At 66.8% G+C, this 23,788-nt stretch carries 25 protein-coding genes, 1 pseudogene and 1 other annotated feature; of the genes and pseudogenes, 10 read left to right on the top strand and 16 right to left on the bottom strand.

The genetic code is table 11. From position 1 onward, the window contains the following. Positions 1 to 7: 7 nt before the first annotated feature. From H4F90_RS02610 to H4F90_RS02630, 5 genes are all read right to left on the bottom strand, one after another. Entirely contained in the window at positions 8 to 1,603 is a 1,596-nt protein-coding gene (locus H4F90_RS02610) for an efflux RND transporter periplasmic adaptor subunit (RefSeq protein WP_182661210.1), read from the bottom strand. Positions 1,604 to 1,610: 7 nt separating this feature from the next. Then, on the bottom strand, positions 1,611 to 2,759 hold the full coding sequence (locus tag H4F90_RS02615; RefSeq protein ID WP_235971916.1) for a TolC family protein: 1,149 nt from the start codon (positions 2,757 to 2,759) through the stop codon (positions 1,611 to 1,613). 223 nt (positions 2,760 to 2,982) lie between these two features. Then, positions 2,983 to 3,354 (bottom strand): DUF2946 family protein, encoded by a 372-nt coding sequence (locus H4F90_RS02620; RefSeq protein WP_182661212.1) that lies wholly within the window; start codon positions 3,352 to 3,354, stop codon positions 2,983 to 2,985. A 15-nt stretch (positions 3,355 to 3,369) separates the two neighbouring features. Next, positions 3,370 to 3,930, bottom strand: a complete 561-nt coding sequence (locus H4F90_RS02625) for a hypothetical protein (protein ID WP_182661214.1) — start codon at positions 3,928 to 3,930, stop codon at positions 3,370 to 3,372. Between the two features lie 148 nt (positions 3,931 to 4,078). After that, a complete protein-coding gene (locus H4F90_RS02630) occupies positions 4,079 to 4,411 on the bottom strand; it encodes a CzcE family metal-binding protein (RefSeq protein ID WP_182661216.1) in 333 nt (110 codons plus the stop codon). Between the two features lie 150 nt (positions 4,412 to 4,561). Between H4F90_RS02630 and H4F90_RS02635 the strand changes: the two genes are divergently transcribed. Genes H4F90_RS02635 through H4F90_RS02645 form a run of 3 tightly spaced genes read left to right on the top strand, consistent with a single transcriptional unit; the run spans position 4,562 to position 8,938 of the window. Further along, positions 4,562 to 5,254 carry a heavy metal response regulator transcription factor gene (locus H4F90_RS02635; RefSeq protein ID WP_182661218.1) on the top strand — a complete coding sequence of 231 codons (693 nt, stop codon included), beginning with the start codon at positions 4,562 to 4,564 and terminating at the stop codon, positions 5,252 to 5,254. Next, on the top strand, positions 5,251 to 6,603 hold the full coding sequence (locus tag H4F90_RS02640) for a heavy metal sensor histidine kinase (protein WP_182661220.1): 1,353 nt from the start codon (positions 5,251 to 5,253) through the stop codon (positions 6,601 to 6,603). Before H4F90_RS02635 ends, H4F90_RS02640 begins: the two co-directional genes overlap by 4 nt. Positions 6,604 to 6,637: 34 nt before the next feature. Further along, positions 6,638 to 8,938 (top strand): heavy metal translocating P-type ATPase, encoded by a 2,301-nt coding sequence (locus H4F90_RS02645; RefSeq protein ID WP_182662978.1) that lies wholly within the window; start codon positions 6,638 to 6,640, stop codon positions 8,936 to 8,938. Here the strand turns inward: H4F90_RS02645 and H4F90_RS02650 are convergent. Continuing rightward, positions 8,908 to 10,133, bottom strand: a pseudogene (locus H4F90_RS02650) (IS3 family transposase). The gene H4F90_RS02645 and the pseudogene H4F90_RS02650 overlap by 31 nt on opposite strands. Next, positions 9,739 to 9,855: a sequence feature (AL1L pseudoknot), on the bottom strand. Its footprint overlaps the pseudogene before it by 117 nt. Before the next feature lie 144 nt (positions 10,134 to 10,277). On the opposite strand from H4F90_RS02650, the gene H4F90_RS15725 reads away from it, so the two are divergent. From H4F90_RS15725 to H4F90_RS02665, 4 genes are all read left to right on the top strand, one after another. Then, positions 10,278 to 10,403: a hypothetical protein gene (locus H4F90_RS15725; RefSeq protein ID WP_268911838.1), complete on the top strand. Its 126-nt coding sequence runs from the start codon at positions 10,278 to 10,280 to the stop codon at positions 10,401 to 10,403. 841 nt (positions 10,404 to 11,244) lie between these two features. Then, positions 11,245 to 11,715 carry a single-stranded DNA-binding protein gene (locus H4F90_RS02655; RefSeq protein WP_182661222.1) on the top strand — a complete coding sequence of 157 codons (471 nt, stop codon included), beginning with the start codon at positions 11,245 to 11,247 and terminating at the stop codon, positions 11,713 to 11,715. Between the two features lie 77 nt (positions 11,716 to 11,792). Then, positions 11,793 to 12,656, top strand: coding sequence for a DUF932 domain-containing protein (locus H4F90_RS02660; protein ID WP_182661224.1), 864 nt, complete (start codon positions 11,793 to 11,795; stop codon positions 12,654 to 12,656). A gap of 100 nt (positions 12,657 to 12,756) precedes the next feature. Continuing rightward, positions 12,757 to 13,110, top strand: coding sequence for a DUF7673 family protein (locus tag H4F90_RS02665; protein ID WP_182661225.1), 354 nt, complete (start codon positions 12,757 to 12,759; stop codon positions 13,108 to 13,110). A 146-nt stretch (positions 13,111 to 13,256) separates the two neighbouring features. On the opposite strand, the gene H4F90_RS02670 is transcribed toward H4F90_RS02665, so the two are convergent. The 5 genes from H4F90_RS02670 to H4F90_RS02690 form a co-directional block, all read right to left on the bottom strand. Then, positions 13,257 to 13,580, bottom strand: coding sequence for a type II toxin-antitoxin system RelE/ParE family toxin (locus tag H4F90_RS02670; RefSeq protein ID WP_220486072.1), 324 nt, complete (start codon positions 13,578 to 13,580; stop codon positions 13,257 to 13,259). Next, positions 13,577 to 13,867, bottom strand: a complete 291-nt coding sequence (locus H4F90_RS02675; RefSeq protein WP_182661227.1) for a ribbon-helix-helix domain-containing protein — start codon at positions 13,865 to 13,867, stop codon at positions 13,577 to 13,579. The genes H4F90_RS02670 and H4F90_RS02675 overlap by 4 nt, the downstream gene beginning before the upstream one ends. Before the next feature lie 66 nt (positions 13,868 to 13,933). Continuing rightward, the gene (locus tag H4F90_RS02680) at positions 13,934 to 14,380 is read right to left on the bottom strand and encodes a hypothetical protein (protein ID WP_220486032.1); all 447 of its coding nucleotides are present in this window, start codon (positions 14,378 to 14,380) and stop codon (positions 13,934 to 13,936) included. Beyond that, complete coding sequence (stbB, locus tag H4F90_RS02685) at positions 14,377 to 15,120, bottom strand: StbB family protein (RefSeq protein WP_182661229.1); 744 nt, start codon at positions 15,118 to 15,120, stop codon at positions 14,377 to 14,379. Before stbB ends, H4F90_RS02680 begins: the two co-directional genes overlap by 4 nt. Next, entirely contained in the window at positions 15,117 to 15,488 is a 372-nt protein-coding gene (locus H4F90_RS02690; protein WP_182661231.1) for a hypothetical protein, read from the bottom strand. Before H4F90_RS02690 ends, stbB begins: the two co-directional genes overlap by 4 nt. A 410-nt stretch (positions 15,489 to 15,898) precedes the next feature. Between H4F90_RS02690 and H4F90_RS02695 the strand changes: the two genes are divergently transcribed. Beyond that, on the top strand, positions 15,899 to 16,492 hold the full coding sequence (locus tag H4F90_RS02695) for a hypothetical protein (protein ID WP_182661233.1): 594 nt from the start codon (positions 15,899 to 15,901) through the stop codon (positions 16,490 to 16,492). After that, positions 16,489 to 17,454 carry a relaxase/mobilization nuclease domain-containing protein gene (locus H4F90_RS02700; RefSeq protein WP_182661235.1) on the top strand — a complete coding sequence of 322 codons (966 nt, stop codon included), beginning with the start codon at positions 16,489 to 16,491 and terminating at the stop codon, positions 17,452 to 17,454. The genes H4F90_RS02695 and H4F90_RS02700 overlap by 4 nt, the downstream gene beginning before the upstream one ends. Positions 17,455 to 17,487: 33 nt before the next feature. On the opposite strand, the gene H4F90_RS02705 is transcribed toward H4F90_RS02700, so the two are convergent. Together H4F90_RS02705 and H4F90_RS02710 are read right to left on the bottom strand one after the other, a co-directional pair. Next, positions 17,488 to 18,561 (bottom strand): tetratricopeptide repeat protein, encoded by a 1,074-nt coding sequence (locus H4F90_RS02705; RefSeq protein ID WP_182661236.1) that lies wholly within the window; start codon positions 18,559 to 18,561, stop codon positions 17,488 to 17,490. A 5-nt stretch (positions 18,562 to 18,566) separates the two neighbouring features. Then, on the bottom strand, positions 18,567 to 19,325 hold the full coding sequence (locus H4F90_RS02710) for a hypothetical protein (RefSeq protein ID WP_182661238.1): 759 nt from the start codon (positions 19,323 to 19,325) through the stop codon (positions 18,567 to 18,569). A 94-nt stretch (positions 19,326 to 19,419) separates the two neighbouring features. Between H4F90_RS02710 and H4F90_RS02715 the strand changes: the two genes are divergently transcribed. Next, entirely contained in the window at positions 19,420 to 19,635 is a 216-nt protein-coding gene (locus H4F90_RS02715; RefSeq protein WP_182661240.1) for a hypothetical protein, read from the top strand. An 18-nt stretch (positions 19,636 to 19,653) separates the two neighbouring features. Here the strand turns inward: H4F90_RS02715 and H4F90_RS02720 are convergent, their stop codons facing one another. The 3 genes from H4F90_RS02720 to H4F90_RS02730 are packed head-to-tail and all read right to left on the bottom strand — an operon-like array spanning position 19,654 to position 23,750. Beyond that, positions 19,654 to 20,121 (bottom strand): hypothetical protein, encoded by a 468-nt coding sequence (locus H4F90_RS02720; protein WP_182661242.1) that lies wholly within the window; start codon positions 20,119 to 20,121, stop codon positions 19,654 to 19,656. 54 nt (positions 20,122 to 20,175) lie between these two features. Further along, on the bottom strand, positions 20,176 to 21,936 hold the full coding sequence (locus H4F90_RS02725; RefSeq protein WP_182661244.1) for a UvrD-helicase domain-containing protein: 1,761 nt from the start codon (positions 21,934 to 21,936) through the stop codon (positions 20,176 to 20,178). Continuing rightward, entirely contained in the window at positions 21,933 to 23,750 is a 1,818-nt protein-coding gene (locus H4F90_RS02730) for an ATP-dependent nuclease (protein WP_182661246.1), read from the bottom strand. The genes H4F90_RS02725 and H4F90_RS02730 overlap by 4 nt, the downstream gene beginning before the upstream one ends. Between the last annotated feature and the right edge of the window lie 38 nt (positions 23,751 to 23,788).

Here is a 23,788-nt window from a genome sequence, read left to right on the forward strand (position 1 = left end):
CCGTCCGTCAGTGCGTGTGGGTGGCCGAGCTCTTGCCGGCCTCGGACTTCACCACGAAGCTGCCGGTGCTGGCGTACTTGGTGCCGGCTTTCAGCCCCTTCACGATCTCGACCCGCTTGCCGTCGCTGCGGCCCACCTGCACCGGCTGAGGCGCGAAGCCCTGCGGCGTGCGCAGGAAGATCACCTGCTTGTCGTCCATTGTCTGGATGGCGTCGGCGGCGACCGTCACCGGCAGCTGGGTTTCTTCGGCGGTGAGTTCGACGGTGACGAACAGGCCCGGCCGCCAGGCGAGCTTCGGGTTGTCGACGGTGACGCGGGCCTGCGCGGTGCGCGTCTGTTCGCCGATCAGAGAGCCCACATAGGCGACCGTGCCCGAGGCCGACTGCTCGAACGCGGTGGAGCGCACGGTGGCCTTGCTGCCCACCTGCACCACGTCCAGGTCCTTGGCCGGCACGTTGATCTGGGCCCACACGGTGCGCAGGTCCGACAGCGTGAAGACGTTGGTGTCTTCCTTGACCTGCTCGCCCAGCGCGACGTGCTTCTCGACCACCACGCCGTCGAACGGGGCGCGCAGCTCGAAGCGGTTCAGCGTGCCCGAACCGCCCGTGCCGGCACCGATGGCTTGCAGCTTCTGCTGCGCGTTATCTACTGCGATCTCGGCCTCGCGCAGGGCCTGGCGGGCTTGCAGCACGTCCTGCTCGGGCGAGATCTTTTCTTCCCACAGGCGCTTCTCGCGGTCGTGGGTGGTGCGGGCCAGCTCCAGGCGCTTCTGCGCCGCGCGCAACTCGCTGCGCTGCTCGGCCACCGCCGGGCTGGAGATGACGGCCAGCACCTGGCCTTTCTTGACCGCCTGGCCCAGGTTTGCGGGCACGGACTCGACCACGCCCGACACGCGCGGCACCACGTGCGCGGTGCGGTCGTCGTTGAAGCGGATCTCGCCGGGCAGTTGCAGCGCCGAGCGGATGACCGCGGGCCCTGCGCTGTCGATGCCCACGCCCGACGACTGGATCTGCGCGTCGGTCATCGCCACGATGCCTTCGCTCTGGTTGAACGGGAAGAGGAATGGCTCCTTGGCCGTCTGCACTTCGATCGTGCCGGTGAAGAGGTGCGGTTCGGCCACCGGTTGGGTGCTGACCAGCGCGTCCTTCTCGACCGCGAAGGCGAGCTTCTCGACGTCACCACCCGGGCGGGTCAGCTCGGCCAGCGCCTTGACGCTGCCCGGGGCCACGGGCTTGCCGCCCCTGGACAGCCACAGCTTCATGCGCGGCTCGCCGCCTTGCTCGGCCAGCAGCACCTCGACGGCGAAGTCGCCTTCGGTCAGCAGCGTGCCGCCGTTCGGGCCTTTGGCGGCTTCTTCGTGGTGTTCGGAGTCGGCGTGTTCGTCGGCATGCCCGTGCTCACCCTTGGCGGCACCGTGGTGCTCGCCGTCGGCGTGGCCTTTGGCTTCGTCGTGGCCGTGTCCATGGCCTTCTTCGGCGGCGGGTTTCGAGGGCGACGAGCCCAGGATGGCCACCGCGCCCACGGCCCCCAGCAGGAGCACCACGGCGATGGCGATGAGTTGCTTCTTGCCCAGCTTGTCGACAAGTCGGTTGTTCGTGTTCATGGCGATCTCAAGGTTGGGTGGCGTTCTCGTCGCCACCGAGGCGTCGGTCGAGTTCGGCAGCAGCGCGGTGCGCGTCGGAGAGCGCGCGCAGGTACTGCGTGCGCGCCAGCAGCCAGGTGCGTTGGGCGTCCAGCACGTCGAGGAAGCCGAACTTGCCCAGCTCGAAACCGCGGCTGGCGGCCTCGTAGGCGCTCTGCGCACCGGGCAGCACATCGTTCTTGAGCGCTTCGACCTCGGCCCGGCGGCTCTTCAGTTGAGCGGCGGCCTGCATCACTTCGGACTTCAGGCGCACGGCCTCGGCTTCGGCCAGGGCCTGGGCGGCTTCCTGGCGGCGCAGCGCTTCGAGTTGACCGCCCTGGTTGCGGTCGAACACCGGCAGAGGGATCGACACACCGATCAGCGCCTGGTTGCGGCCCAGCTCCTCCGAGCGCTTGGTGCCCAGGCTCAGGGTCAGGTCGGGGATGCGCTTGGAGCGCTCCAACTGGTAGGCAGCGGCCGAGCGCTGGACATCGGCCTGCGCACGACGCAGAGCAGGTGCGGCGGTCAGGCGTGCGTCGAGGCGCGTGCCGTCGGGCACACCGGGCAGGGCATCGACACGGCCGTCCAGCGCCGGCACGGTCGCCTGCGATGTGCCCATCGCGGCTGCCAGTGCCTGGAGCGCGATGTCCTTCTCGGCCTGCGCCTGGACCCACTCGATGCGGGCGTTGGCCTCGGCCACCTTGGCGCGCGTCTCTTCGGTCGGCGAGACCTTGCCGGCGATCACGCGCTTCGAGGCCGCCGTGGTGCCGCCACTGGCGATGCGCAGCGACTCTTCGGCCACGGCGACGCGCTCCTGGGCGATCAGCGCGTCGAAGAAGGCCTGCGTGGCCGTGGCACGCACATCGGCGCGGCGGTCGGCCAGCTCGGCCTGCGCCAGGTCATGGGCGCGCTGCGCCAGCTCGACGCGCGCAGCCCGCTTGCCACCCAGCTCCAGCGGCTGGCTCAGCAGCACCGAGGTGGTCCGCGTGGCACGCCGCGTGTCTTCCTGATCGACGCTGAGCGACGGGTTGGGCAGCACGCCGGCCTGCTGGATGGCAGCTTCCGCCGCCTGTGCCTCAAGCGCCGACGCACGCAGGCGGGCGTTGTTCTGTGCCGCGTTGTGCAGAACCTGCTGCAACGTGAGCCCTGAGCGGGGGGGTGCAGAGAGGGTTTCAGGGGGGCTTTGCGAACCCGTGCTGGCTTGCGACCAAGCAGCAGGCGCATTCAAGACAAGCATCAATGCCGTGCTGAGCAACGGCAGATGGAACCTGCGCATCGAAAACTCCGAAGTTGAACGACAACCGGGGATCTCGACGAGGCTGGCCCTCAGGGAAGCTTGAGGAAGATTCAGCACTCGCCGTTCAGGCGAGCCGCCAATTCGGGCGCTCCAGGCGATCGGGGTCCGGCGCGGTGGCCGACCTGGTTTGATAAGGCGGGACGCTCGTGCTGAAAGCGGGCGACGCATCAGGGTGCTCGATCTGCACGAGCTTCAGGTGGAAGCCATGGCAGTAGGCGCAGTCGTCATCGAGCGTGGCCTGGCCGGCGTTGCCAGGCTTGTCTTCGGGGTGCCCCTCGGCATGAGCGTGTGCGCCCGACTCGCCATGGCTGTGGACGTGGTGGCCCAGGTGCATCGTTCCTTCACCGGCTTCGTGCCGGCAATAAGTCGCCGCCGCAGCCCATGAGAACTGCAACGGCAACAGGAACATCAGAACGATGACGAGCCGGCGGCGCATGTTTCGTGGGGCGAATCAGCGACGAAGGTCCAGGTCGGCGACCAGCCGCGAGGCCTGAGCCTTCGGGATGGCGGCCGCCGGGGTGGTGGCGTTCAACCGGAAATCGGTGCCCCACGCGAAGTGCGACCCCGCCAACTCGACGAAGCGCACCTCACCCGGCTTGCCATCGACCACGAGGTCGACCGATTGGTCGTTCCAGCGGGCCGTGAGGCGATGGGGCTGCTGTGCGGGCAATTTGAGCCGGAGCCAGGATTCCGGCACGGTGTCGATGCTCGTGCTTCCGTCCACCGAAAGCGGCACGACGATCGTGCCGTCGACCCAGCGCTTGCGCATCACATAGACGGTCAGCGCCTCGGGGTCGGCTTCGAAGCGTTGGGCGTCCGCCTGGGCCTGCTCGGACGGGGCTGCTTGGCCCGTGCAGGCCGTCTTGAACTTGGCCATCTTGCCGGCGCGGTAGCAGTACGTGCCGTCGGCGCTCAAGGGCTGCACCGGCTTGGTCATGCAACCACCCAGCAACACGGCCGTGGACAGGATCAGGGCCGTGCCCAGGGCTCGGGAATGAGGCTTGAGGTTCACGGGCACTCCTTGACCGCTTCGTGCGTGATGTGAATTCAGGTGGTTGCTGTTCGCCGATTCAACTCGGCGGAATCCATCGCTGTCAAAACCCATGCGAGCGCCTGGGTGACTAGAGCAATGGCGCTTCCGACGAGGAGAACCTTGAAGCTCAGCCGCCGAGCTCGTCGCGGCTCGGGCCGATGTGGACCGTCTGTTCGCCGGCACCGAAGTCGGCGGGGGCGATCTTGGCCAGCTTCACGCCAGTGTTGTGCCGGATCGAGTCGAACTTCCAGGTGAAGGTCTTCGTGCCGTTCACGAAGGTCACCGTGTCGCCGCAGTCGACGTTGATCGGCTTGTTCTTGGACAGATCGACCGTGCGAGCGTGCGGCGAGGCGGGCACGGGCTCGCCGTAGAACGACTTGCCGTTGCGCAGGGTTTCGGCGAAAGCTGTGCCGGAGGCCAGCAGAGCCCCAGCCAGGAGGGCGGTACCGATGCGGTTCATGTGCGGGTTCTTTCTTGCGGGTTGACTTGCATGGACTCGCAATGCGCGATCCATGGGAAGGACTGTAGAAATCCCATGCCAACGCCAACCGAACGCCAAGTTAACAAATTTGTAAACTTGCTAACTGCTTCGCACTTGCAGAATGCCGCGATGCGCGTGCTCATCATCGAAGACGAGGTCAAGCTGGCAGAGAACCTGCGGCGCGGGTTGTCCGAGCATGGCTACGTGGCCGACGTGGCACCGAACGGTGTCGATGGGCTGCACCTGGCCACCGAGGGGCACTACGACCTGGTGCTGCTCGATGTGATGCTGCCGGGGATCGATGGCTTCGGCGTGTTGCAGTCCCTGCGCAAGCGCAACAACACGCCGGTGCTGATGCTCACGGCGCGCGATCGGGTCGAAGACCGCGTCAAGGGCCTGCAAGACGGTGCGGACGACTACCTGGTCAAGCCGTTCGCGTTCTCTGAACTGCTCGCCCGCATGCAGGCCTTGCTGCGCCGTGGGGGAACGGCTCGCGCCTCTTCGACCGGCACCACGCTGGCCCTTGCGGACCTGGAGCTGGACCTGGCACGGCACCGGGCCACGCGTGCGGGCACGAAGCTCGACCTGACGGCCAAGGAGCTGAAACTGCTGGCCTTGCTGCTGCGACGCCAGGGCCAGGTGCTCTCGCGCACCGTGATCGCCGAAGAGGTGTGGGACATGAACTTCGACAGCGACACCAGCGTGATCGAGGTGGCCATCCGCCGGCTGCGCAGCAAGCTGGACGACCCCTTCGAGAAGAAGCTGCTGCACACCGTGCGGGGCATGGGCTACGTGCTGGAAGCACGTGACGAATCGGCATGAGCCCGGCGAAGCGGCATCCTTATTCGCTGCGCGTTCGACTGTGGTGGCTGTTTGCGCTTCAGACCGCGCTGGGCCTGGGGGCGGTGTCGCTGTCGATCTACTTTGCGATGTCGTGGAGCCTCCAGAGCCACCTCGAAGGCGACCTGACCAACCGCGTGGACTTCGTGCGTCACGTGGTGAAGGAGGTCGGTGGCGATGACGACGTGGACGCGCTGCGCCACAAGCTGGACGATTTTTCCATCGGGGACCAAAGCATCCAGATCAACCTGACCGCTGGTGATCGGATGCTGTACCGCAGCCCCGACGGCAGGGCAGCAGGTGAGTCCTACATGGAGTTCAAGGGCGAAGTGAGCTGGGCCGGAAAGCCCGCCCAGTTGATCGTTCGCATCGACGCCGGGGCCACCCGATCGCTGCTCACCACCCTGGCGTGGACGCTCGTCGCGGCCACGGTGATCGGCAGTTGTGCCATCTCGACCAGCGGGTTCTGGCTGGTGCACTACGGCCTGTCGCCCCTAAGGGATCTGGCATCGCAGCTGGATGCGGTGTCGCCCCAGGAGCTGAACCAGCGACTCGACCCGCAGGCGTATGCGGAGGAACTCCGGCCCTGGGTGGAGCAGTTCAACTCCCTGCTGGAGCGCATCGAGGCGGCCTACCGGCAGTTGGAAGGCTTCAATGCCGACGTGGCGCACGAACTTCGCACGCCGCTGACCATCCTGATCACCCGCTGCGAACTGGACCTGCAACCGCAACGCACGCTTGCGCAGTTGCAGGACAGTGCCGCCTCGAACCTGGAAGAGCTGCATCGCCTGGCCGCGATCATCCGCGACATGCTCTTCCTCTCGCGCGCGGACCGCGGTGCCCAGGCCCGGCGCGAAGGCCCGTCGAGCCTGGCCGAAGAGGTGCGTGCGGTGATCGACTTCTATGACGCCGTGCTGTCGCAGGCCGGCCTGAACGCGGTGGTGGTGGGCGAGGCCACGTTCGCCTTCGACCGCGGGCTCCTGCGGCAGGCCGTGTCGAACCTGCTGAGCAACGCGATCCGGTATTCGCCGCGCGGCTCGACCCTGGAGATCCAGTTGGTCGACGACGGGCCCTGCGCCTACGTCTTCGTCCAGAACCCGGGCGAAGACATCGCCCCGGAACACCTGTCGCGCCTGTTCGACCGCTTCTACCGCGTGGAGCCCAGCCGCGAGGGCAGCAGCGAGAACCAGGGGCTGGGCCTCGCCATCGTGGCAGCCATCGCGCGGATGCACGGCGGCGAGACCACGGCCCGCTCGGGCCATGGCATCACGTCCATCGGCATGAAGCTCCTCAAATCGGGCAGCGGCACACCGGTTGCCGAACGCGCTTGACTTTATACCTGCTACAGGTATTTCAATGTGCGCCATGAAGCAATCCAACCCTCTGCCGATCGCCGCTGACGCGCCCTCGTGCGACAGCCACGGCTGCCATTCCTGCGACACCCCCGAGCCGAAAACCGCACCGGTCGCACCGCCCGATGCCGCGCTGTTCCGCATTGCCAGCATGGACTGCTCGGCCGAGGAAGCCGAGATCCGCCGCGCGCTGGAGCCCGTGGCCGACATCCGCTCGCTGAGCTTCCAGCTGGGGGCTCGCACGCTCGCGATCACTGCGCCGGCCGATGTGCTGCCGCAGGCCGTCGAGGCGATCACGAAAGCGGGCTTCAAGCCCGAACCCGTGCAGCGGCCTACGGGTGCCGGTGAGGTGGTGGCCGCCGACGTCGAGCACGGACTCGGGGCCGGGATCGGCCGGCTCGGCCTGGCGCTGGCCTTGGCCATCGCCGCGGAGTCGATCGAGTTCTTCGCACCAGAAACCCGCGTGACGCAGGTGATCGGCATGGCCCTGGCGCTCGGGGCCATCGTGCTCGCAGGGCTGGAAACCTACACCAAGGGCTTCCGCGCCTTGCTGCACGGCAAGCTGAACATCAACGCGCTGATGTCGGTGGCCGTGACCGGGGCCTTCCTGATCGGCCAGTGGCCCGAAGCAGCGATGGTGATGGCGCTGTACGCCATCGCCGAGCTGATCGAGGCGCGTTCGGTGGACCGAGCCCGCAATGCGATCAAGGGCCTGATGGCCTTGGCACCCGACACGGCCTTGGTTCAGCAGCCAGACGGCACCTGGGCCCAGCGCCCGGCCGCCGAGGTGCCGCTGGACGCCACCGTGCGCATCCGCCCCGGCGAACGCGTGCCGCTCGACGGCGTGGTGCTGCGCGGGAACAGCGCGATCAACCAGGCCCCGGTGACGGGCGAGAGCATCCCCGTCGAGAAGGCCCCGGGCGACCCGGTGTTCGCCGGCACGGTCAACGAGACCAGCGAGCTGGAGTTCCGCGTTACCGCCGCCGCGTCGAACACCACGCTGGCGCGGATCATCCACGCCGTCGAGCAGGCCCAGGGCAGCCGCGCCGAAACACAGCGCTTCGTCGACCGCTTCGCGGCGGTCTACACGCCGGCCGTCTTCGTGATCGCCGTGCTGGTGGCCGTGGCCACGCCGTGGCTGATGGGCTGGACGTGGACGCAGGCGCTCTACAAGGCGCTGGTACTGCTGGTGATCGCTTGCCCGTGTGCGCTGGTGATCTCGACCCCGGTGACGGTGGTGAGCGCGCTGGCCGCCGCGGCACGGCGCGGCATCCTGGTCAAAGGCGGCACCTACCTGGAGAACGCGCGCAAGCTGCGCGCCATCGCGCTCGACAAGACCGGCACCATCACCGAAGGCAAGCCCAAGCTGGTCGGCCAGCAGGTGCTGGCCGGCGCTGACGACACGCTTCAGGTCGCGGCCAGCCTGGCGGGCCGGTCCGATCACCCGGTGTCGAAGGCCATCGCCGAAGGGTTGAAGCTGGCGCATTCACCGGTGGATGCGTTCAAGGCCTTGGCCGGGCGCGGCGTGCAAGGCCAGGTCGGCACCAAGACCTACGTGCTCGGCAACCACCGGCTGATCGAGGAGCGTGGCCAGTGCGGCCCGGCCATCGAAGCCGAGCTGAAGAGGCACGAGGAAGCCGGCCGCACCGTGACGCTGCTTGCGTCCGACGAAGGGGTGCTGGCGCTGTTCGCCGTGGCCGACACCATCAAGCCGAGCTCGAAGCAGGCCGTGGCCGAACTCAAAGCACTGGGCGTGACGCCCGTGATGCTGACCGGCGACAACAACGCGACCGCGCAGACCATCGCCCACGAAGTCGGCATCGACGAAGCGCGCGGCAACCTGCTGCCCGAAGACAAGCTCCAGGCCATCGAAGACCTGAAGCGCAAGCACGGCCCGACCGCGATGACGGGCGACGGCATCAACGACGCGCCCGCCTTGGCCAAGTCCGACATCGGTGTCGCGATGGGCGCAGCCGGTACCGACACCGCGATGGAAGCGGCCGACGTGGTCATCATGAACGACGACCTGCGGCGCATTCCGGAAGTGATCCGCCTGTCGAAGAAGACGCACGCTGTGCTCTGGCAGAACATCAGCTTCGCCCTCGGCGTGAAAGCCATCTTCTTCGTGCTGGCCGTGTTCGGCAGCGCCACGATGTGGATGGCCGTCTTCGCCGACATGGGCGCGAGCCTACTGGTCGTGGCCAACGGGCTGCGCCTGCTCAAGACCCAAACCACGCCGAGGAATGAACCGCCCCGGGTTTCGTGGAGGCCCATTGGTGTGAGTCAGGCCGACGTGGCCGACTCGGCGCGTTGACGATAGTAGGCGTCCTCGAACTCCGCCGGCGGCACGGGGCCGATGGGCTCGAGCAACCGGTGATGGTTGAACCAGGAGACCCATTCCAGCGTCGCCAGCTCGACCGTCTTGCGGGTCTTCCAGGGTGCTCAACGGTGGATCAGTTCGGCTCTGTACAGGCCGTTGATCGTCTCGGCCAGCGCGTTGTCATCGCTGTCGCTGCGGTTGCCCACCGAGGGCTCGATGCCTGCCTCGGCCAGACGTTCGCTGTAGCGGATCGAGACGTACTGGCTGCCGCGGTCGGAGTGATGGACCAGGCTGCTGTCGCGCTCGGGCTGACGGGCGTACAGCGCCCGCTCCAGGGCGTCGAGTACGAAGTCGGTGTGCATCGAACGGCTGACCCGCCAGCCGACGATGCGCCGCGCGAAGACGTCGATGACGAAGGCCACGTACAACCAGCCCTGCCAGGTCGAGACGTAGGTGAAGTCCGAGACCCAGAGCTGGTTCGGCCTGTCGGCCCTGAACTGCCGGTTGACCTTGTCCAGTGGGCACGGCGCCTTCGGGTCGGCCACCGTGGTGCGTACGACCTTGCCGCGGATCACGCCTCGCAGGCCCTGGCGACGTATCAGCCGCTCGACGGTGCAGCGGGCCACCGCGTGGCCCTCGCGGTGGAGTTGCCGCCAGACCTTCTTCGCGCCGTAGACCTGCAGGTTGGCGCGCCACACGCGCTCGATGTGCGGCACCAGTGCTGCGTCACGCTGAGCTCGCGGGCTGCACAACGCGGGGCTGCGTTGCCCCGCGGCGTGGCGCCAGTAGCCCGAGGGGGCGATCTGCAGCACCCGGCAGATCGGCTCGACCCCGTGGACGTCACGATGCTGATTCACGAAGGCCCGCATCACTTCAGCCGGCGGTCGAGCTCCGCCTGGGCGAAAAACGCGCTGGCCAGCTTCAGGATCTCGTTGGCCTTGCGCAGCTCGCGGTTCTCCCGTTCCAGCTCCTTGATGCGCTGGGCCTCGGCCGTCGTCAGGCCATCACGCTGGCCGGTGTCCCGTTCATGCTGGCGCACCCAGCGGCGCAGCGTCTCGGCCGTGCAGCCGATCTTGGACGCGATGGACTCGATGGCCGCCCACTGCGAGTCATGCTCGCCCTGGGCCTCGACGACCATCCGCACGGCCCGCTCCTGGACCTCGAGCGAAAACTTGCTCGCTCTCCTCATCGCTCCATCCTCTCAAAGGTTGGAGCCTCCTCAGAACCCGGGGCGGTTCAGACAGACAGCCTGAGGAAGATAGGCGACAAGCGGCCGACGAACCCAGCTTCGCTGTGGCGGTCACTGAAATCCCTCCTGGGGGCTGGTGCGACAGTGGAGTCCGTCGAGGTGGCGCTGGCCCGGCTGATCGAGGAAGGCGTGGTCAAGGTGGATTCGGTGAAGGGCGCGTCCTATCCGAGGTTTGATGCTGCGGCGGGGTCCACTGCTGCCCAGGTTTGAGTTGCTGGTGCAGCCGGCGCTGTGTGTCCGGGTGGTGCGTTCGATGTTGCAGGTTCTGCCAGGTCTCGGTGGGCCTGGGCGTCTCCCCGCGGTGCGGGACCGGGCTGTCGCGCTGCGCGTCGAGCCACCGGGGTACCGCCGTCTCGCCCCTGACGGGCTTCCATCCCTGACGCGATTCGGTCAGGCCGGCGCTGCCGGCTGAAACACGCGGCGGCCCTTTCCCGTGCCCGGGGATCGCGGGCCCTGATTCCCTCACGCTGCGCGTGAGCGAGGCCCGCTTGGCGAACTGACCGGCTTGCAGGTCGCTGCGCTCCGCTCCGCTCGGTGCGGCGCCGGCCAGATCGCCACCCCGGTCACCCGCCAAGCCCGTAGCCGGGCCGCTGAAGACCGAATGCGTTGAAGTGATCGCCGCGGCTCGGCCGTCGCGCCAGTCGCTGCGCTTGGTGGCACGTCGGCCGCAGAGCCGCCGCTGCTCGTGATCGTTCAGCCGGCTGCGCTGCAGCCGCTGCGCCAGGCGAGCTGGCACATCGGCCGCGACGCTGCGCCGACCGTGGGGAGGAGGCAGCCCGTGCGCCAGTCGTCCCACCGCGCTCCCCCCACGCGCCCCCGTCGAATTGCGAGGGGGACTTGTGGGGGGATCTTCAAGCGGTGGGCCGGGAAACCGGCTCACTGCTTCGGCTGCTGAGGAACACCACCCATCCCCAACCCCTTCCCGTGAGGGAAGGGGCCATGCCCACCCCCCGCCCGCCCGTGGGCGGGAGCAAGGGAGTCCGAGCGAGAGGATCAGTTTTCAGGGAACCCGGACCGGGACCCGGCTGCTTGCTCTCGTTTGGAGATCGTCATGGCAAACGTTCAAGTCATCCAGCGTCACGCGCACCTGGCCGTGGCCGTCAAGCTCGAATTCGTCAACGGCCGCGAAGGCAAGATCGCCAAGGCCGTGCTGACCGCGATCAGCAACACGCGGCGCGGTTCGGGTGAAGCCCGCGAGGAGGAGTCCACTGCGATCCAGTGGACCCTGTGGGGCAAGCAGGCCGAGAACGCCGCCGAGTACCTGGGCAAGGGTTCGCACGTCAACATCGTCGGCCGGCTGCGCAACAACAACTACGAGAAAGACGGCGAGACCGTCTACGGGATGGCGTTCACGGCCGAGGAGATCGACTACCTCGACAGCCGCGCCGAGTCCGAAGCCCGACGCACCCGTGGCGACGACAGCGCGCCCGGCGCCAGCAACGGCAGCGGCGAGCCGCCTGCACCGGCCGCCAGCACCCGCAAGCCCCGTGCTGCGCGCCGGCCGGCGCACGCCGACGCCTGAACCCTCATCGGGTGGGCGTGAAGCCGCTGAGGTGCGCCCGCCCTTCGAACCTCAATCAACGATCGAAGGAAACCATCATGTACTCGACCCCGACCCTGGCGACCCGCTTTGCCCGCAACACCCGCGTGATGCGCGGTGACCAGCCCCTGAGCGAGGACCAGATGCGCGCCGCGGCGCCGTCCATCTTCGCCGAGGGCAAGCACGCGAGCCGCTCCGAGCGCTACACCTACATCCCCACCATCGATGTCCTGCGCGGCCTGCGCAAGGAGGGTTTCGAGCCCTTCATGGTCGCCCAGGGCCAGAGCCGCGTCGAAGGCAAGGCGGAGTTCACCAAGCACATGATCCGCATGCGCCACGCCGGACAGGTGCAGACCCGGCCCGAGGCGAACGAGATCATCCTGATCAACAGCCACGACGGCGCCAGTTCGTACCAGATGCTCGCGGGCATGTTCCGCTTCGTCTGCTGCAACGGCCTGGTGGTGGGCGAGGTGGTGGACGACATCCGCATCCCGCACAAGGGCAACATCCAGGGCGAGGTGATCGAAGGCGCGTTCCGCGTGCTCGACGAGTTCGAGGCGGTGGGCGAGCACACCGAGGCGATGAAGGCGCTGCAGCTCGAGCCGCCCGAGGAAATCGCCTTCGCGACGGCCGCCCTGGCGCTGCGTTTCGGTGAGCGCGGCGTGGAGGAGACCGGCGGGCATCGTCCGGCGCCCGTGACTGCCGAGCAGCTGATCGAGGCGCGCAGGCCTGAAGACATCGGGCACAGCCTGTGGACCACCTTCCAGCGCGTGCAGGAGAACGTGATCCGCGGTGGCCAGCCAGGCCGCAGCGCCCAGGGTCGCCGGCTGCAGACCCGGCCGGTGGGCAGCATCGACCGCGGCGTGAGCCTGAACCGCGCGCTGTGGATGCTGGCCGAGGAGATGCGCAAGCTGAAGGGCTGAGCAATGTGCGATGACTTTCCGATGAAAGTCATCGCCGCTTGCGCCGACAGCCGGCCTGACCATCGGACCGGCTGTCCCACACGCACCCGAGGAGCCTCACATGGTTCAGAACGCCATCGACGCAGAGATCGCCGCCTGCGACGCGCTGTCGCTCCAGGCGACCCAGGCCGGCGCCCAGGCCTTCGCGCGGCTGTTGAAGCTGGCCGAGACGCGCGACTCCGGCCAGATCCCGCGCATCGCGCGCTTCCTGGCCGCAACATACAACGGTCAGGCCTTCCAGCTCGACCTGTTTGAACTGCGCGCCGTCGACATCGCCATCAGCAACGACATGCTGTGCTGCTTGGATGCGCTGCGCTGGGGCCGTGCCGACCTGCACACGCTCATCCCCGAAGGTGATGGCCGCGTGCGTGCTGTCATCGAGCGCTGGGGCCTGCGCTGGCCGACCGACGCGTGAGCATCGATCATCGCTGGCCCACGCCGGTCTGAAAACGCGCGGGCCGGCTTTCGCCGGCCCGCGGGAATACCGGCGCCGCGCTTGCCTTCGGCCGCGCGGCGCCCCATCCACACGCCGTAGTGCAGCCGCTTCCTCGGGCGGATGGTTCAGGCGTCCCCGCCTTCGGCCAGGGCCCGTGCGAGGTCCTGGCCGCCGTAGAGCACTCCAAGGATGGAGACCCGCCGCGGCTCCTGGTCCACGGCATACGCGATCACGGTACGACCTCCGTGGTGGGTGACGCGCAGCCCGGGACGGATGTCCTCGCGCGAGACGCCCCGCAGCGGAAAGAGTGCAAGCCCCTCACAGGTCTCGATCACCGCGCTGGTGTAGCGCTCGGCGACCACCGGTGACCTGCGCTCGGCGATGTAGCGATACAGCTCTTCGAGTTGGTCAGCCGCCTCGGGCGCGTAGACGACGCCGTACGGGATCAGGCCTTGGCCGGCGCCTTCTTCGTCGCTTTCTCGTGCGCGGCGGCCAGGCGTGCCTTGACGGCGCCGGCCGCCACTGCTCGCGACGGGTCGGCCTTGAGCTTGTCGTACGTGGCGGCCACGTCCTTGCGCAGCCATTCCTCGACGGCCCGGTCCCGTGCGAGCAGGACGCGCAAGCCGTCGCGGATCACTTCGCTCTCTGTGGCGTACTCGCCGGCCGCCACCTTCGCCCGCACGGCGTCGGCCATCTCGTTGGGCAGGGTGATGCTGAACTGTTGGGTCGAGCGCATGGCAGTTTTGGCGTGCAGCGTAGGATTTAATCCTACACCAGTGCTCGCGAGCGTGCGCATGCGCGTTCACCGAGGCCACAGCGTGATCGCCAGCGTCCAGGTGGCCGCCGATGCTGTCGCTGCGGCTGCCGCATGTGTGAGCCACGGTTCCCAGCGCGGTCCTGGTCGCGCGTGCAGTGACTGCAGGCGCTGGAGTGCGGCGCCAATGTCGGCGCCAAAGGCGACCCTCGCCGCGTCGGCCATGGCGCGACTCTGCAGGTCGGCCGACTGCCTCGCCGCCTCCTCGGTCCGCGTCAGGACGTGCTTCACCGCGACGACCTTGGCCTTCTCGGTCAGAGCCAGCACCTGGGTCTCGAACGCAGCCAGCTGACCCGAGAGCCCGCTGTGCGCGTCCGCGAGCGACTGGCGTGACTGATCCAGCGCCGGGGCCAAGGCTTCGACCTGTCGAATCAGCTTGGCGGCCTCGCCGAGAGCCTCGACGATGAGCACTTCACGTGGTGTGCTCGGGTTCATGATGCTGCCGGAACCGCTGCCACGCCCGATTGCTGCGCCAGAGCAGGCAGGTCCAGCGCTGCAAAGCACGCCTCGAGTTCGGGGAGGACTCCCCAGGCGAGCCGCTGGATCGCGAGGCGGTGAGCCAGGGCCAGCTTGTCGGACTGCGTGCCGGCCTTCGCGATCGCCGCCTTGTAGTCGGTGCTGTCGGCTGCCACTTCGGCCAGCGGTTGGCCGGTGCCACGAACGAGCGCGTAGACCTCGTTGAACGAGATGGAGGCTGCCAGCCGTGGTTGCACCACGCCCGACGAGGCGCAATAGGCGAGCAACGTTTCGAAGGTGTGCTCGATCGGGTTGTCGTCGTCGACCTGGTTGAAGACCAGGCGCAGCCGGTCCGGCGGGACGCCGATGCGTGCCAGCTCCGTCAACGTGGCCGCCGTGTCCTGCTGCTGCTTGCGGGCCGGCACGGTGGGCACGATGAAGCCGTCGAAGTCCTGCTGGCTCCCGCGATAGCGGCGCATCAGCTTGAGCAGGTCTTCGACGTTGCTCGCGCCGATGTCGATCACGACGTTGTCGACGCTCTGAAGGAACTCCTGCAGCTGCGCGAACTGCCGACCGCGGATCGTCACGGACTGGCCGTCGTCGGCGTTGATGCTCTCCACCGCGACGACCTGGCAGCCGGGGATCCGGGGCGCGAGCAAATGGCGGGCAATCGTGGTCTTGCCGACGTTGCCCGAAAAGTTGATGACCGCGAGTCTCATGATTTCTCCTTGATTGGAAGCAGTGGGTTGCTGGGGTTTGCGTCAAAGAACGCTGCTGCGATCTCGCGGCCGGTGGCGTCCTTTGACGGCGGCGGCCCGGTGGTCAGGGGGCGCTCCACATACAACCGCGGACCTGGAGGTACCTGCGGTGTTGGGTGAACGTCCGAAGCGGTGCCCACGGTTCGCTTCTCGTGCCTGCGTACCTCGCGCCTCAGCGCACACTCGCTCAACGTGATGCCGACCTCGCCGAGTGCCTCTCGGATGGCTTCGTACGTGTAGCCCTCCGCGCGCAGCCGCACGATCTCAGCCGCATACGCCGCGGCCTTCCGGTCGGCGCGTCCGGGTGGACGTTTGGGTTGCAGGTGCACGGAGACTCCGCAGTGGCAGTACGACCAATCTAGGTCGCTGCGGGCCGGTCGGACGCGATGACTTTCGGCGGCGAATCATCGGCTCTGCGGCGGCAGTTCGTCTGCTGCCCCAGCAGGATCCGTCGCCTTGCCGTCGCTTGTCCCGTCCTTAGTGATGAGCGGCGGTTGATTCGATCCACAGCCGGCGGCAGATCGTCGCTTGCTCGGCGGATCGACGGCAGATCCCGTCGTCTTGTCGTCGGCTTCCCGATGCATGCCGGTAGACCATAGCGGCCGGTTCGATGATTCTTGGGCCGAAATCATCGGTCCTGTGACCTCGATTCGAGCCGAGACTGAATGCATTGGTGAGTGCAGAGATAGGCGCGGTGGCGCCGTTGTCTGACACGCACGGCATGTCAGGAGGCTCGGGTATGGCACCCTCGTCACGTGATCGACTCAGCGTCGATCTGCATGGTCTGAAAGCCGCGCTGGTCGAGCGCGCACGGCTGGCCGGCACGTCGCCCTCGGGTTGGGTCCGGGCGACGCTTGCAGAGGCTCTGGGCGGCCCTGCTGGGCCCATCGAAGGCACACGTCCCTCGCGGCTCGAAGCCCGCGCTGTGGGCCGCGTGCGGCTCACGCTGCGGATGTCCCGCGACGATGCTTCTGCGGTGCTGGCTGCGGCCCGTTTGGCTGGCCAAGCTCCGGGCGACTTCGTCGCCAACCTGCTGGCTATGCAGCCCGCGCCCATGCCTGCCAGCGACCGCGCCGAAACCGTCGGAGCGCTGATCGCGTCCTGTGCCGAGTTGTCCACGTTCAGCCGCAACCTAAGCCACCTCGTCTCGCTGCTTCGGCAGGGCGCCTTCAGGCCAGCCGAGGAGTACCGGCCGATGCTGGCCACGCTGGGCACCGACGTGCGCGAGCACCTGGATCACTACACGCGGGTGATGGCGGATCTGCAGCCACGTCGGGGAAGTGGCATGCATCAGCACCGCATCAGCACCACGCGCACGGGAGCACGGCCATGACGCAAGGTCAGCACATCGACGGCGTCCTTCTGCAGTGGGGCGACAGGCTCTTCTATCCGGGCAACCGGATCGTGCACACCCGGCCGCAACCCAAGCTCAGCGCGCTCGCTGCGAGGCAGCGGGCCGCCGCCATCCGCGAGCGCATCGAGGCGACCGTGGTGCGTCGGGCGCCGCAGGTGATGGTGAAGGTCACGGGCGGTGGGCGCGGCATGAAGGCCATCGCGGCGCACTTCCGCTACATCAGCAAGAACGGCCGCCTAGACATTGAAGACGACCGCGGCGACACCTCGCGCGGAAAGTCAGCACTTCAGGGGCTGGCTGACGACTGGCGCTACGGCGGCACCTTCATCGATGACCTGGGCGACCGGCGCGAGGCCTACAACATCATGCTGTCGATGCCACGTGGCACCGATCCGCTGGCGGTGCAGCGCGCGGCACGCGAGTTCGCCAAGGTCGAGCTGGCGGACCACAAGTACGTGATGGCGCTGCACGACCACCAGGCCAACCCGCACGTGCACATCAGCGTGCGGGCCGAATCACGGCACGGCAAGCGCCTCAATCCGCGTAAGGCAGACCTGCATCGGTGGCGCGAGACCTTCGCCGGGAAGCTGCGCGATCAGGGCATCGAAGCAGAGGCAACCCGCCAGGCCACCCGCGGGCGCGACAAGAACTACGACACACTGTGGCGGCTGAAGGCCCGGCAGGATGGGCGCCTGCGGACGACGCGCCCGGGGTCCAAGGCGACGGCCGCGGCGCAGGCGACGCGAGCGCAGGCCGTCGAAGCCTGGATGCACGTGGGCAAGGCGCTAGCTACTTCCGGCGATGCGGACGACCGCAAGTTGGCAGGCGCCATCGCCGCTTTCATCAAGGAGATGCCGATCACTCAGGCAGCGATTCCGCACCGGGCCACGCCGGAAGTGGCACCGCAGCTCAGGCCGATCGACCTCGTCCCCCAACGGTGAGGGGCAAACCTCGCAACATCATGCGGGCGCCGGCTACTTCCCCTGCATCTCCAACGCTGCCTTGTACTCGGCCGCGAAGTCCACGCCCGTGTCCATCGTCGGATCGATCTGCTGAAACGCCGTGTACATGATGGCCAGCAGGTGCAGGCCCGAGAACTTGCCGGGCAGTGACTTCAGGCTGTACTTCTCGTCCGGATCGTTGATGTCCAGGCCGCCGCGGCCGAGGATGGCGATCTCCAGCGCGATGGCCTGGCGCTTCTGCGTGCCTTGCTTCTTGAAGGTGTCGAGTGCCCCTGCGATGTACATCATCACGTCGGGCCGGAAGCCGCCGACAGAGTTCGACTTCACCTGCCGGTGGGCGAAGGCCGTGCGTGACTTCTCCGCTTGCTCCACCATCGGCGAGTTCGGGTGCTCGTGGATGAAGCGGCGGTAGAGCTGATCGGCCTCCTCATCGGCTTCCCGCGTGCCCAGCTGCTCCAGCGCCGTGGCCAGCCCAAAGATCGACTGCGGGTCGTCGGGCATCAGTTCCAGCGCTCGGCGCAGGTGCTGCACCGCCTCGTCAATGCGCTTGAAGCCGATGAGGATCCCGCCCAGGTTGCGGCGCGTGTAGCCGTCGTTGGGATCCGCCTGCACCGCCTGCTCGAAGGCTTCGAGCGCCTGCTCGGGCTTGCGCATGCGGTGGTAGGCATTGCCGATGCCGACCCAGGCATGGGCGTGGCCGGGATCCAGCTGCACGGCACGCTTGAGGCGAATGATGGCTTCGTCGTACTGGCCGAGTTCGCTGTAGGCGATGCCGAGGTTGTAGAGCACCGCAGCATCGGCCGGCGCCGACTTGGTCAGGCTTTCCAGGTACGGCACGGCCTCGGCGATGCGGCCCGATCGGAGCATCGGCATCACGAAGTCGAGCGCCGAAGCGGTGGCCGGGAAGGCCAGCACGGTGATCTCTTCGTCGTCCACCGTCACCATGGCGGTCTGGCCCTGCGCCGCGTACTCGGCGGCGAAGTGCATCACCACGGCCGCCTTGAACGCTTCGGTGCCGACTTGTCGCGCCTCGGGCGGCAGTAGGTTGGTGTCGAAGCGGCTGATGGGAATCTTGAACTCGGCCATGCGTTTCAGGGCTTGTAGGGGATCCAGGTGTACCACCCGGTCATGCCGATCGCGCTGGCCCAGGTATCGACGAGCGCGCGATCGTGCTCCGCATCGGCCGGCAGCTTGTCGACGATCGAGAGCAGCTCGGCGCCCAGGTCCAGCGCGCCGGCCGCTCGAAAGGGTATCGCGTAGGTGGTCTTGCCCAGCAGCCGGTCAGCAAACAGAGCGTATGCCGCGACCGGACCCAGCAGGGGCACCGGGATTGCGAGCTTGCCGACGCGCTGGGAGAGCAACTGCAGGTTCTCCTGCTGCAGGGCGTCCATGCCATGACGCTGCAGCAGGTGAAGATCGGGGTGCCGTTCAGCCAGCCACTGGTCGATGCGCATGCCAATGGCGAACGAACGCAGATTCATCATGGCCCAGTGAGCCGCGGCTTCCGCGAAACGGGGAGCGGCCGACCGTTCGGCATCGGTCAGCTTCAGGCCGGCGGTCAACAGCTCCTCCACCTGGGCAGGCGCCGAGCCGGTGCCGGCAAAGTCGAAGCGCTCGGACGGCGGCAGTTCCAGCAGGCGCAACAGGTAGCCCGCCTGGTAGGCGACCCAGTAGTCAAGCGGCTCGTTCGCGGGCCGGTAGCGCAGCACGTGGGCCGGCGCGCCGTTGCGCGCGAGTTGCAACGTCGCGCGCAGGGTCAGCGAAGCGTCGGGCTTGAACTCGACGGGCCTGCCGCTGAGCGTCTCGATCTGCTTGAGGATGCCCAGGGTCTCCGGGCGCAGGTTCTTCATGGGAGGATTATCCGTGCCGCCTCGGGCGCGCCCTGGTTCGCGCAGGGGCACGCGCAGAATGGCGCAGGTCTATCGATCTGAGGCGGTGGCCAACATGGAACGCATCCGTACCTGCAAGATGGAGTTCGAGCAGGCGCATCCCGACGACTGGGATGCCTTCAACGGCTGGGCGGCGCTCCCGGTTCCCGTGACGCGCACAGAGGCTGTCCGAGGGATACGAAAGGCGCGTCGACTCGGGCGCGTGTTGGTCGAAGGGCCACACCGCTACCGGCTTATCGGGTTGAACACCGTGATCCTGCGACCGCGCTGATACGGCGTCGATGAACGGTCAGCCCATCCCAGCCTGCTGCAAAACCTCGACGAAGCCGCGGCTCATCAGCTCGAGTTCGTCCTCGGGGAAATTGAAGCGCTCGAAGACCGCGTTCATGCCGCCGAACGCGCGGGCCATTGCGGCGGCCACTAGATTGGCGTCTATCTCGACGGCGCCGTTGCCGAGGTAGCGGCTGCCGGCCACGCAGGACAGCAGCAGCTTGATGCTGTCGTCCACCTGATTGAAGAAGAAGGCCCAGTAGGGCCACTCGGCCTCCAGCCGGCGCAGAAGCGACCGCACCTCGGCGATGTCGACCAGCTCGCGCGGATCGTGGTTGTACCCGTCCACCACCAACGTCATTTGCCCGCGGTAGCGCCAGGCGTCCTCGCGCGTGGCCAAGAAAACCTTCAGGCGCGACAAGACGGAGGCGAGGTCGCCGGCATCTACCTCGCGACGGGATATCAACAGTACAACGGGCTCGGTCATTCCCGGGCGTAGGTCGATGCGAGGAGATGTCACGTCAGCAGCCTCCTTCGAATGTCATAGTTTGTGGCCCTTCATCAGCGGGCAGATAGGCCAGAGCGGATCCAGCAGCAGCGTATGCGCCCGAGCCCGCGTGATCCCCACGCGCAGCACTCGTCTGCTCTTCGGGTACGGAGGATCGTCGCCTCGCCAGACGAACGATGACTCAACGCCAGTCTTCGTCCTACGCGCCTCGCGAACAATGATCACGCCGTCGAACTGCTTCCCCTTGGCTTTGTGGAAGTTCATCACCTGCAACCCCGCTGGTGCCTCCACGCCGTCCAGGATCTGCTCCTGTGCGAGAGCCTGATCTAACGCCGCGCGCGCGTTTGTGTATGCCCCATCGCGTAGCCACTCCGTTGCCAGACCTGACGAGATGCGGTGTCCTCTTCGGAAAGCGACGAGGTAGTCAAGCTGATTGGCGACGCGACCGAGTTCGACTTGACCCGTCGCACGAAGCAACTGCTTGATCGTCAGCCAGTCCTTGGCCGGGTCGCCAGTGAACTCAGACAGACTCAGCTCAGTGATCAGGCTTCGCAATGACTTCGCGATGTTGATGTTGAGCGCCTTGCCGCTTCGGATCTTGATGGCCTGCTCCTGTAGCTTCGCTACTTCGGTGCGTGCCTGGCCTGTCGCTCGGCGCGCAGCCGCGATCATCTCCATGCAGGTCGCTACATCATCTTCGAGATCGGTCAGATCCTTCGGTTCAAGCAGAAACGCCGCGAGGCGAGCGGACAACAACGATTCGGCCTCGTCGAACAGCAGCTTGTGGCGGACGACCTTCCCAACGTTTGTCCCAAGAGCGTTGAGTGCGTTCGACATCTTCAGGGCACTTCGGTTGTTCGACACCAGGATCGCAACGGTCTTGGGAAACGAACCGGTCTGGGTGCGAATCGCCTTGAACAGACGAAAGAGTGCATGCCTTAGCAAGTGATTCCAGTTCGGCGGCGGCTTCTCCGGGCGATAGGCCAGTGCGGAGACACCCTTGTACGGTGCACCACGGGTCTTGCCAGTCAGAATGTCGTTGCCAAATGCCAAGATCTCAGAGTCGGGGCTGCGGTGGTTCTGGCTGCCGAGGTCAACCTCGTGCGGCTGTAGTGCTTCCCGTATCGCGATGACCCGCTCCGGACCGACGCCGGGCAGGTAGTCGAAGATCTGTTGTTCAAGGTCTGCCAGGCACAGGACTTGGCAGCTGGGCGCAAGCATCTGGATGCACTGCCAAGCGAACTGCCCGGTGTCCTGTGCCTCGTCCACGATGATGATCGGGTGCCGCATGGCCACTGCCGTCCGCAGGTGCGAACTCGTCGCCAACAGCTGGGTCGCGTATGGTGCGAACAAGTCGAAGGCGATTCGCCCTTCCTCGCGGAACAGCCGTTCACGCTCGATCAGCCAGTCCTCCCAGCCCGGATCGTCATCGTCGATCCCACCCGATAGAGCCTTCTCGTCCTGTGGCAGCAGGATCGACAGCTTGGCTGGTGCGCCCAGGAGATAGGCATGTGCCTTCAGGATGCTCCAGAAGAACGAGTGAAAGGTCTGGATCGACAGCAGCTCGCGCTCCGCGGCTGTGGTCTCAAGCTTTGCGGCGTCGAGAATCCGGGCAACCGCGGCGCGCGAGAAGCTGAGGAACAGGGCAGATTGACCCGGCTGCATGCCTTGCTTGATTCGGCGAACAGCCTTGCGAAGCGCAACGGTCGTCTTGCCGCTGCCCGGTCCTCCGATGACCAGGATGTGGCCGTCGCATGCCAACACGCTGTCGCGCAGCGCGCACGGCTCGTTCATAGCTCGTCGGGATCGGCGGCGGCTTCCGCCTCTTCACCGTTGTCATCAATCGGGGGCGGAGGCGGAAACAACGCGAACACCGACGCCAAGAAGGCCGTTGCCGTAGCCGGCAGTTCATGCAACTCGCACTCTTCAAACAACCGCGCAGCCCACCCGGCCCCTTTGTTGCCTCCCAAGGCTTCCCTAGCAAGGGCTCGGAGGGCATCGTCAGGTGGGCGCGCATCCGGGATCGCTAGATTGCCGTTCTCGTCATTGGCCTGCAGTGCGGACAGGAAGGACCATAGGCGGTCCAGTGGCACCTCCGCGACCACGAGGTCTTCGAAGCCCTTGTATGCATGCTCGACGTTGATCTCGAAGTTCTCCGCGAGCGCCTTCGCTTGCTCAGGTTTGCGCTTCTTCTTGTAGTCGTTGTCATAGAAGGCGAACGTACGCAGCCCCAACGTCTTGAAGAACTTGCCGAACTTCGGCATGTTCGACTCGCCGTCGGCATCGAAGAAGGCCACGCCCGCGATGTCGAGCGGCTGCAAGTTGGGGTCGGCCTCTTCCATCCTGCGGGCGACGACCGGCAAGGCGTGCAGTTCGGTGACGCCCTCGACCACGATCGCTGCACGCCCGAGCATGCACTCGGTCAGGCCCGAGCGCGCAAACCTCTTGTAGTCGTTGTCCTTGAGTCCTGTCGCGTCGGACACCCTGCGCGCCGAGAGCACACCGTCTTTGCGAGCGAGAAGCAGCGTCTTCGAAGGCTCGAACTTCTCGATGACAAAAGGCGAGTGAGAGGTCACGAAAGCCTGCGTGGTCTTCGTTAGCAGGTACTCGGCGATTCGGCGCTGCGTGTGCGGAGGAACGGCAATCTCGGGCTCCTCCATCGCGAAGATCACGGTCTCGGGCTTCAAGTCCGCGATGAACGATAGAAGCGCCAGCACCAAGGTGTTGATGGTGCCGGTGCCCGCGTGCGGGAACGGCACATGGCCCTGGTCCGCAGACAGAGCGAGAAAGAAGGTCATTGTCTTGCGCAGGTGCTCTCGAGTCAGCTCAGAAACGTGCAGCTTGGTGGCATTGCCGGGTGACTCCAAGGCGATGTACCGCGCCAGGCGGCGTTCCACGGATCGGAGTACGGGCGCGATCTCGGCGGCATCGGCCTCAATGTCCAGGCCGCGCAGTCGATCGATGGTCTTCTCCCAAAGGCTTGTGCGGACACCCTTGGTGCGAAGAATGATGTCCAGAAGCGAGCCGCGTTCGAGGCTGAGCGCGCGCGAGCCTGTCCGCAGGGCGCGGAGGTAGAGGAAGCCAAAGAGCCGCTTGATCGGCTTCGGAACGCCAGTCAGTTCCCCTTCCGGCGCGTCGGGACTGTGGGAGAAGAAGGTCCTGGCCTCGAATTCGTCTTCCTCCGGGTCGTACTTGCCGATCGTCTCGATCCTGAGGCAGGGCACAACGTCCGGTGGGTTCGCCGCGGCCAACTCTCCAGGCCCGAGCAGCCGCTGCTCACCAAGGTGCCAGAACTCCATGTTGCCGCCGCACTTGGCGGCGATCTCGGCGCCGGGTTCGATCAGCACCGCCTCGATCCGCAACGGCACGATCTGAGGCGGTTCGTCTTCGGCTGGTGGCGGAACCAGGTAGGTGGCGTTGTAGAAGTCGAATTCGTCGACGGGTGGGAAGCGATTGAGTCGGTCGGGCCCGAGCACCAGGTCGAGCGCCTCGCACAACGTGCTCTTGCCCACATTGTTTGTGCCCACCATCAGGATGTGCCCGTCGAACAGCAACTCGGCGGACTTGATGCCCCTGAAGTTGGCGATGGTGAGGCGAACGACCTTCATGCTGTCCCTTCACGTTCGTGTGTGGCCGGATCATCGTT

Source organism: Aquariibacter albus (assembly GCF_014145335.1).
GTDB classification, from domain to species: domain Bacteria; phylum Pseudomonadota; class Gammaproteobacteria; order Burkholderiales; family Burkholderiaceae_C; genus Aquariibacter; species Aquariibacter albus.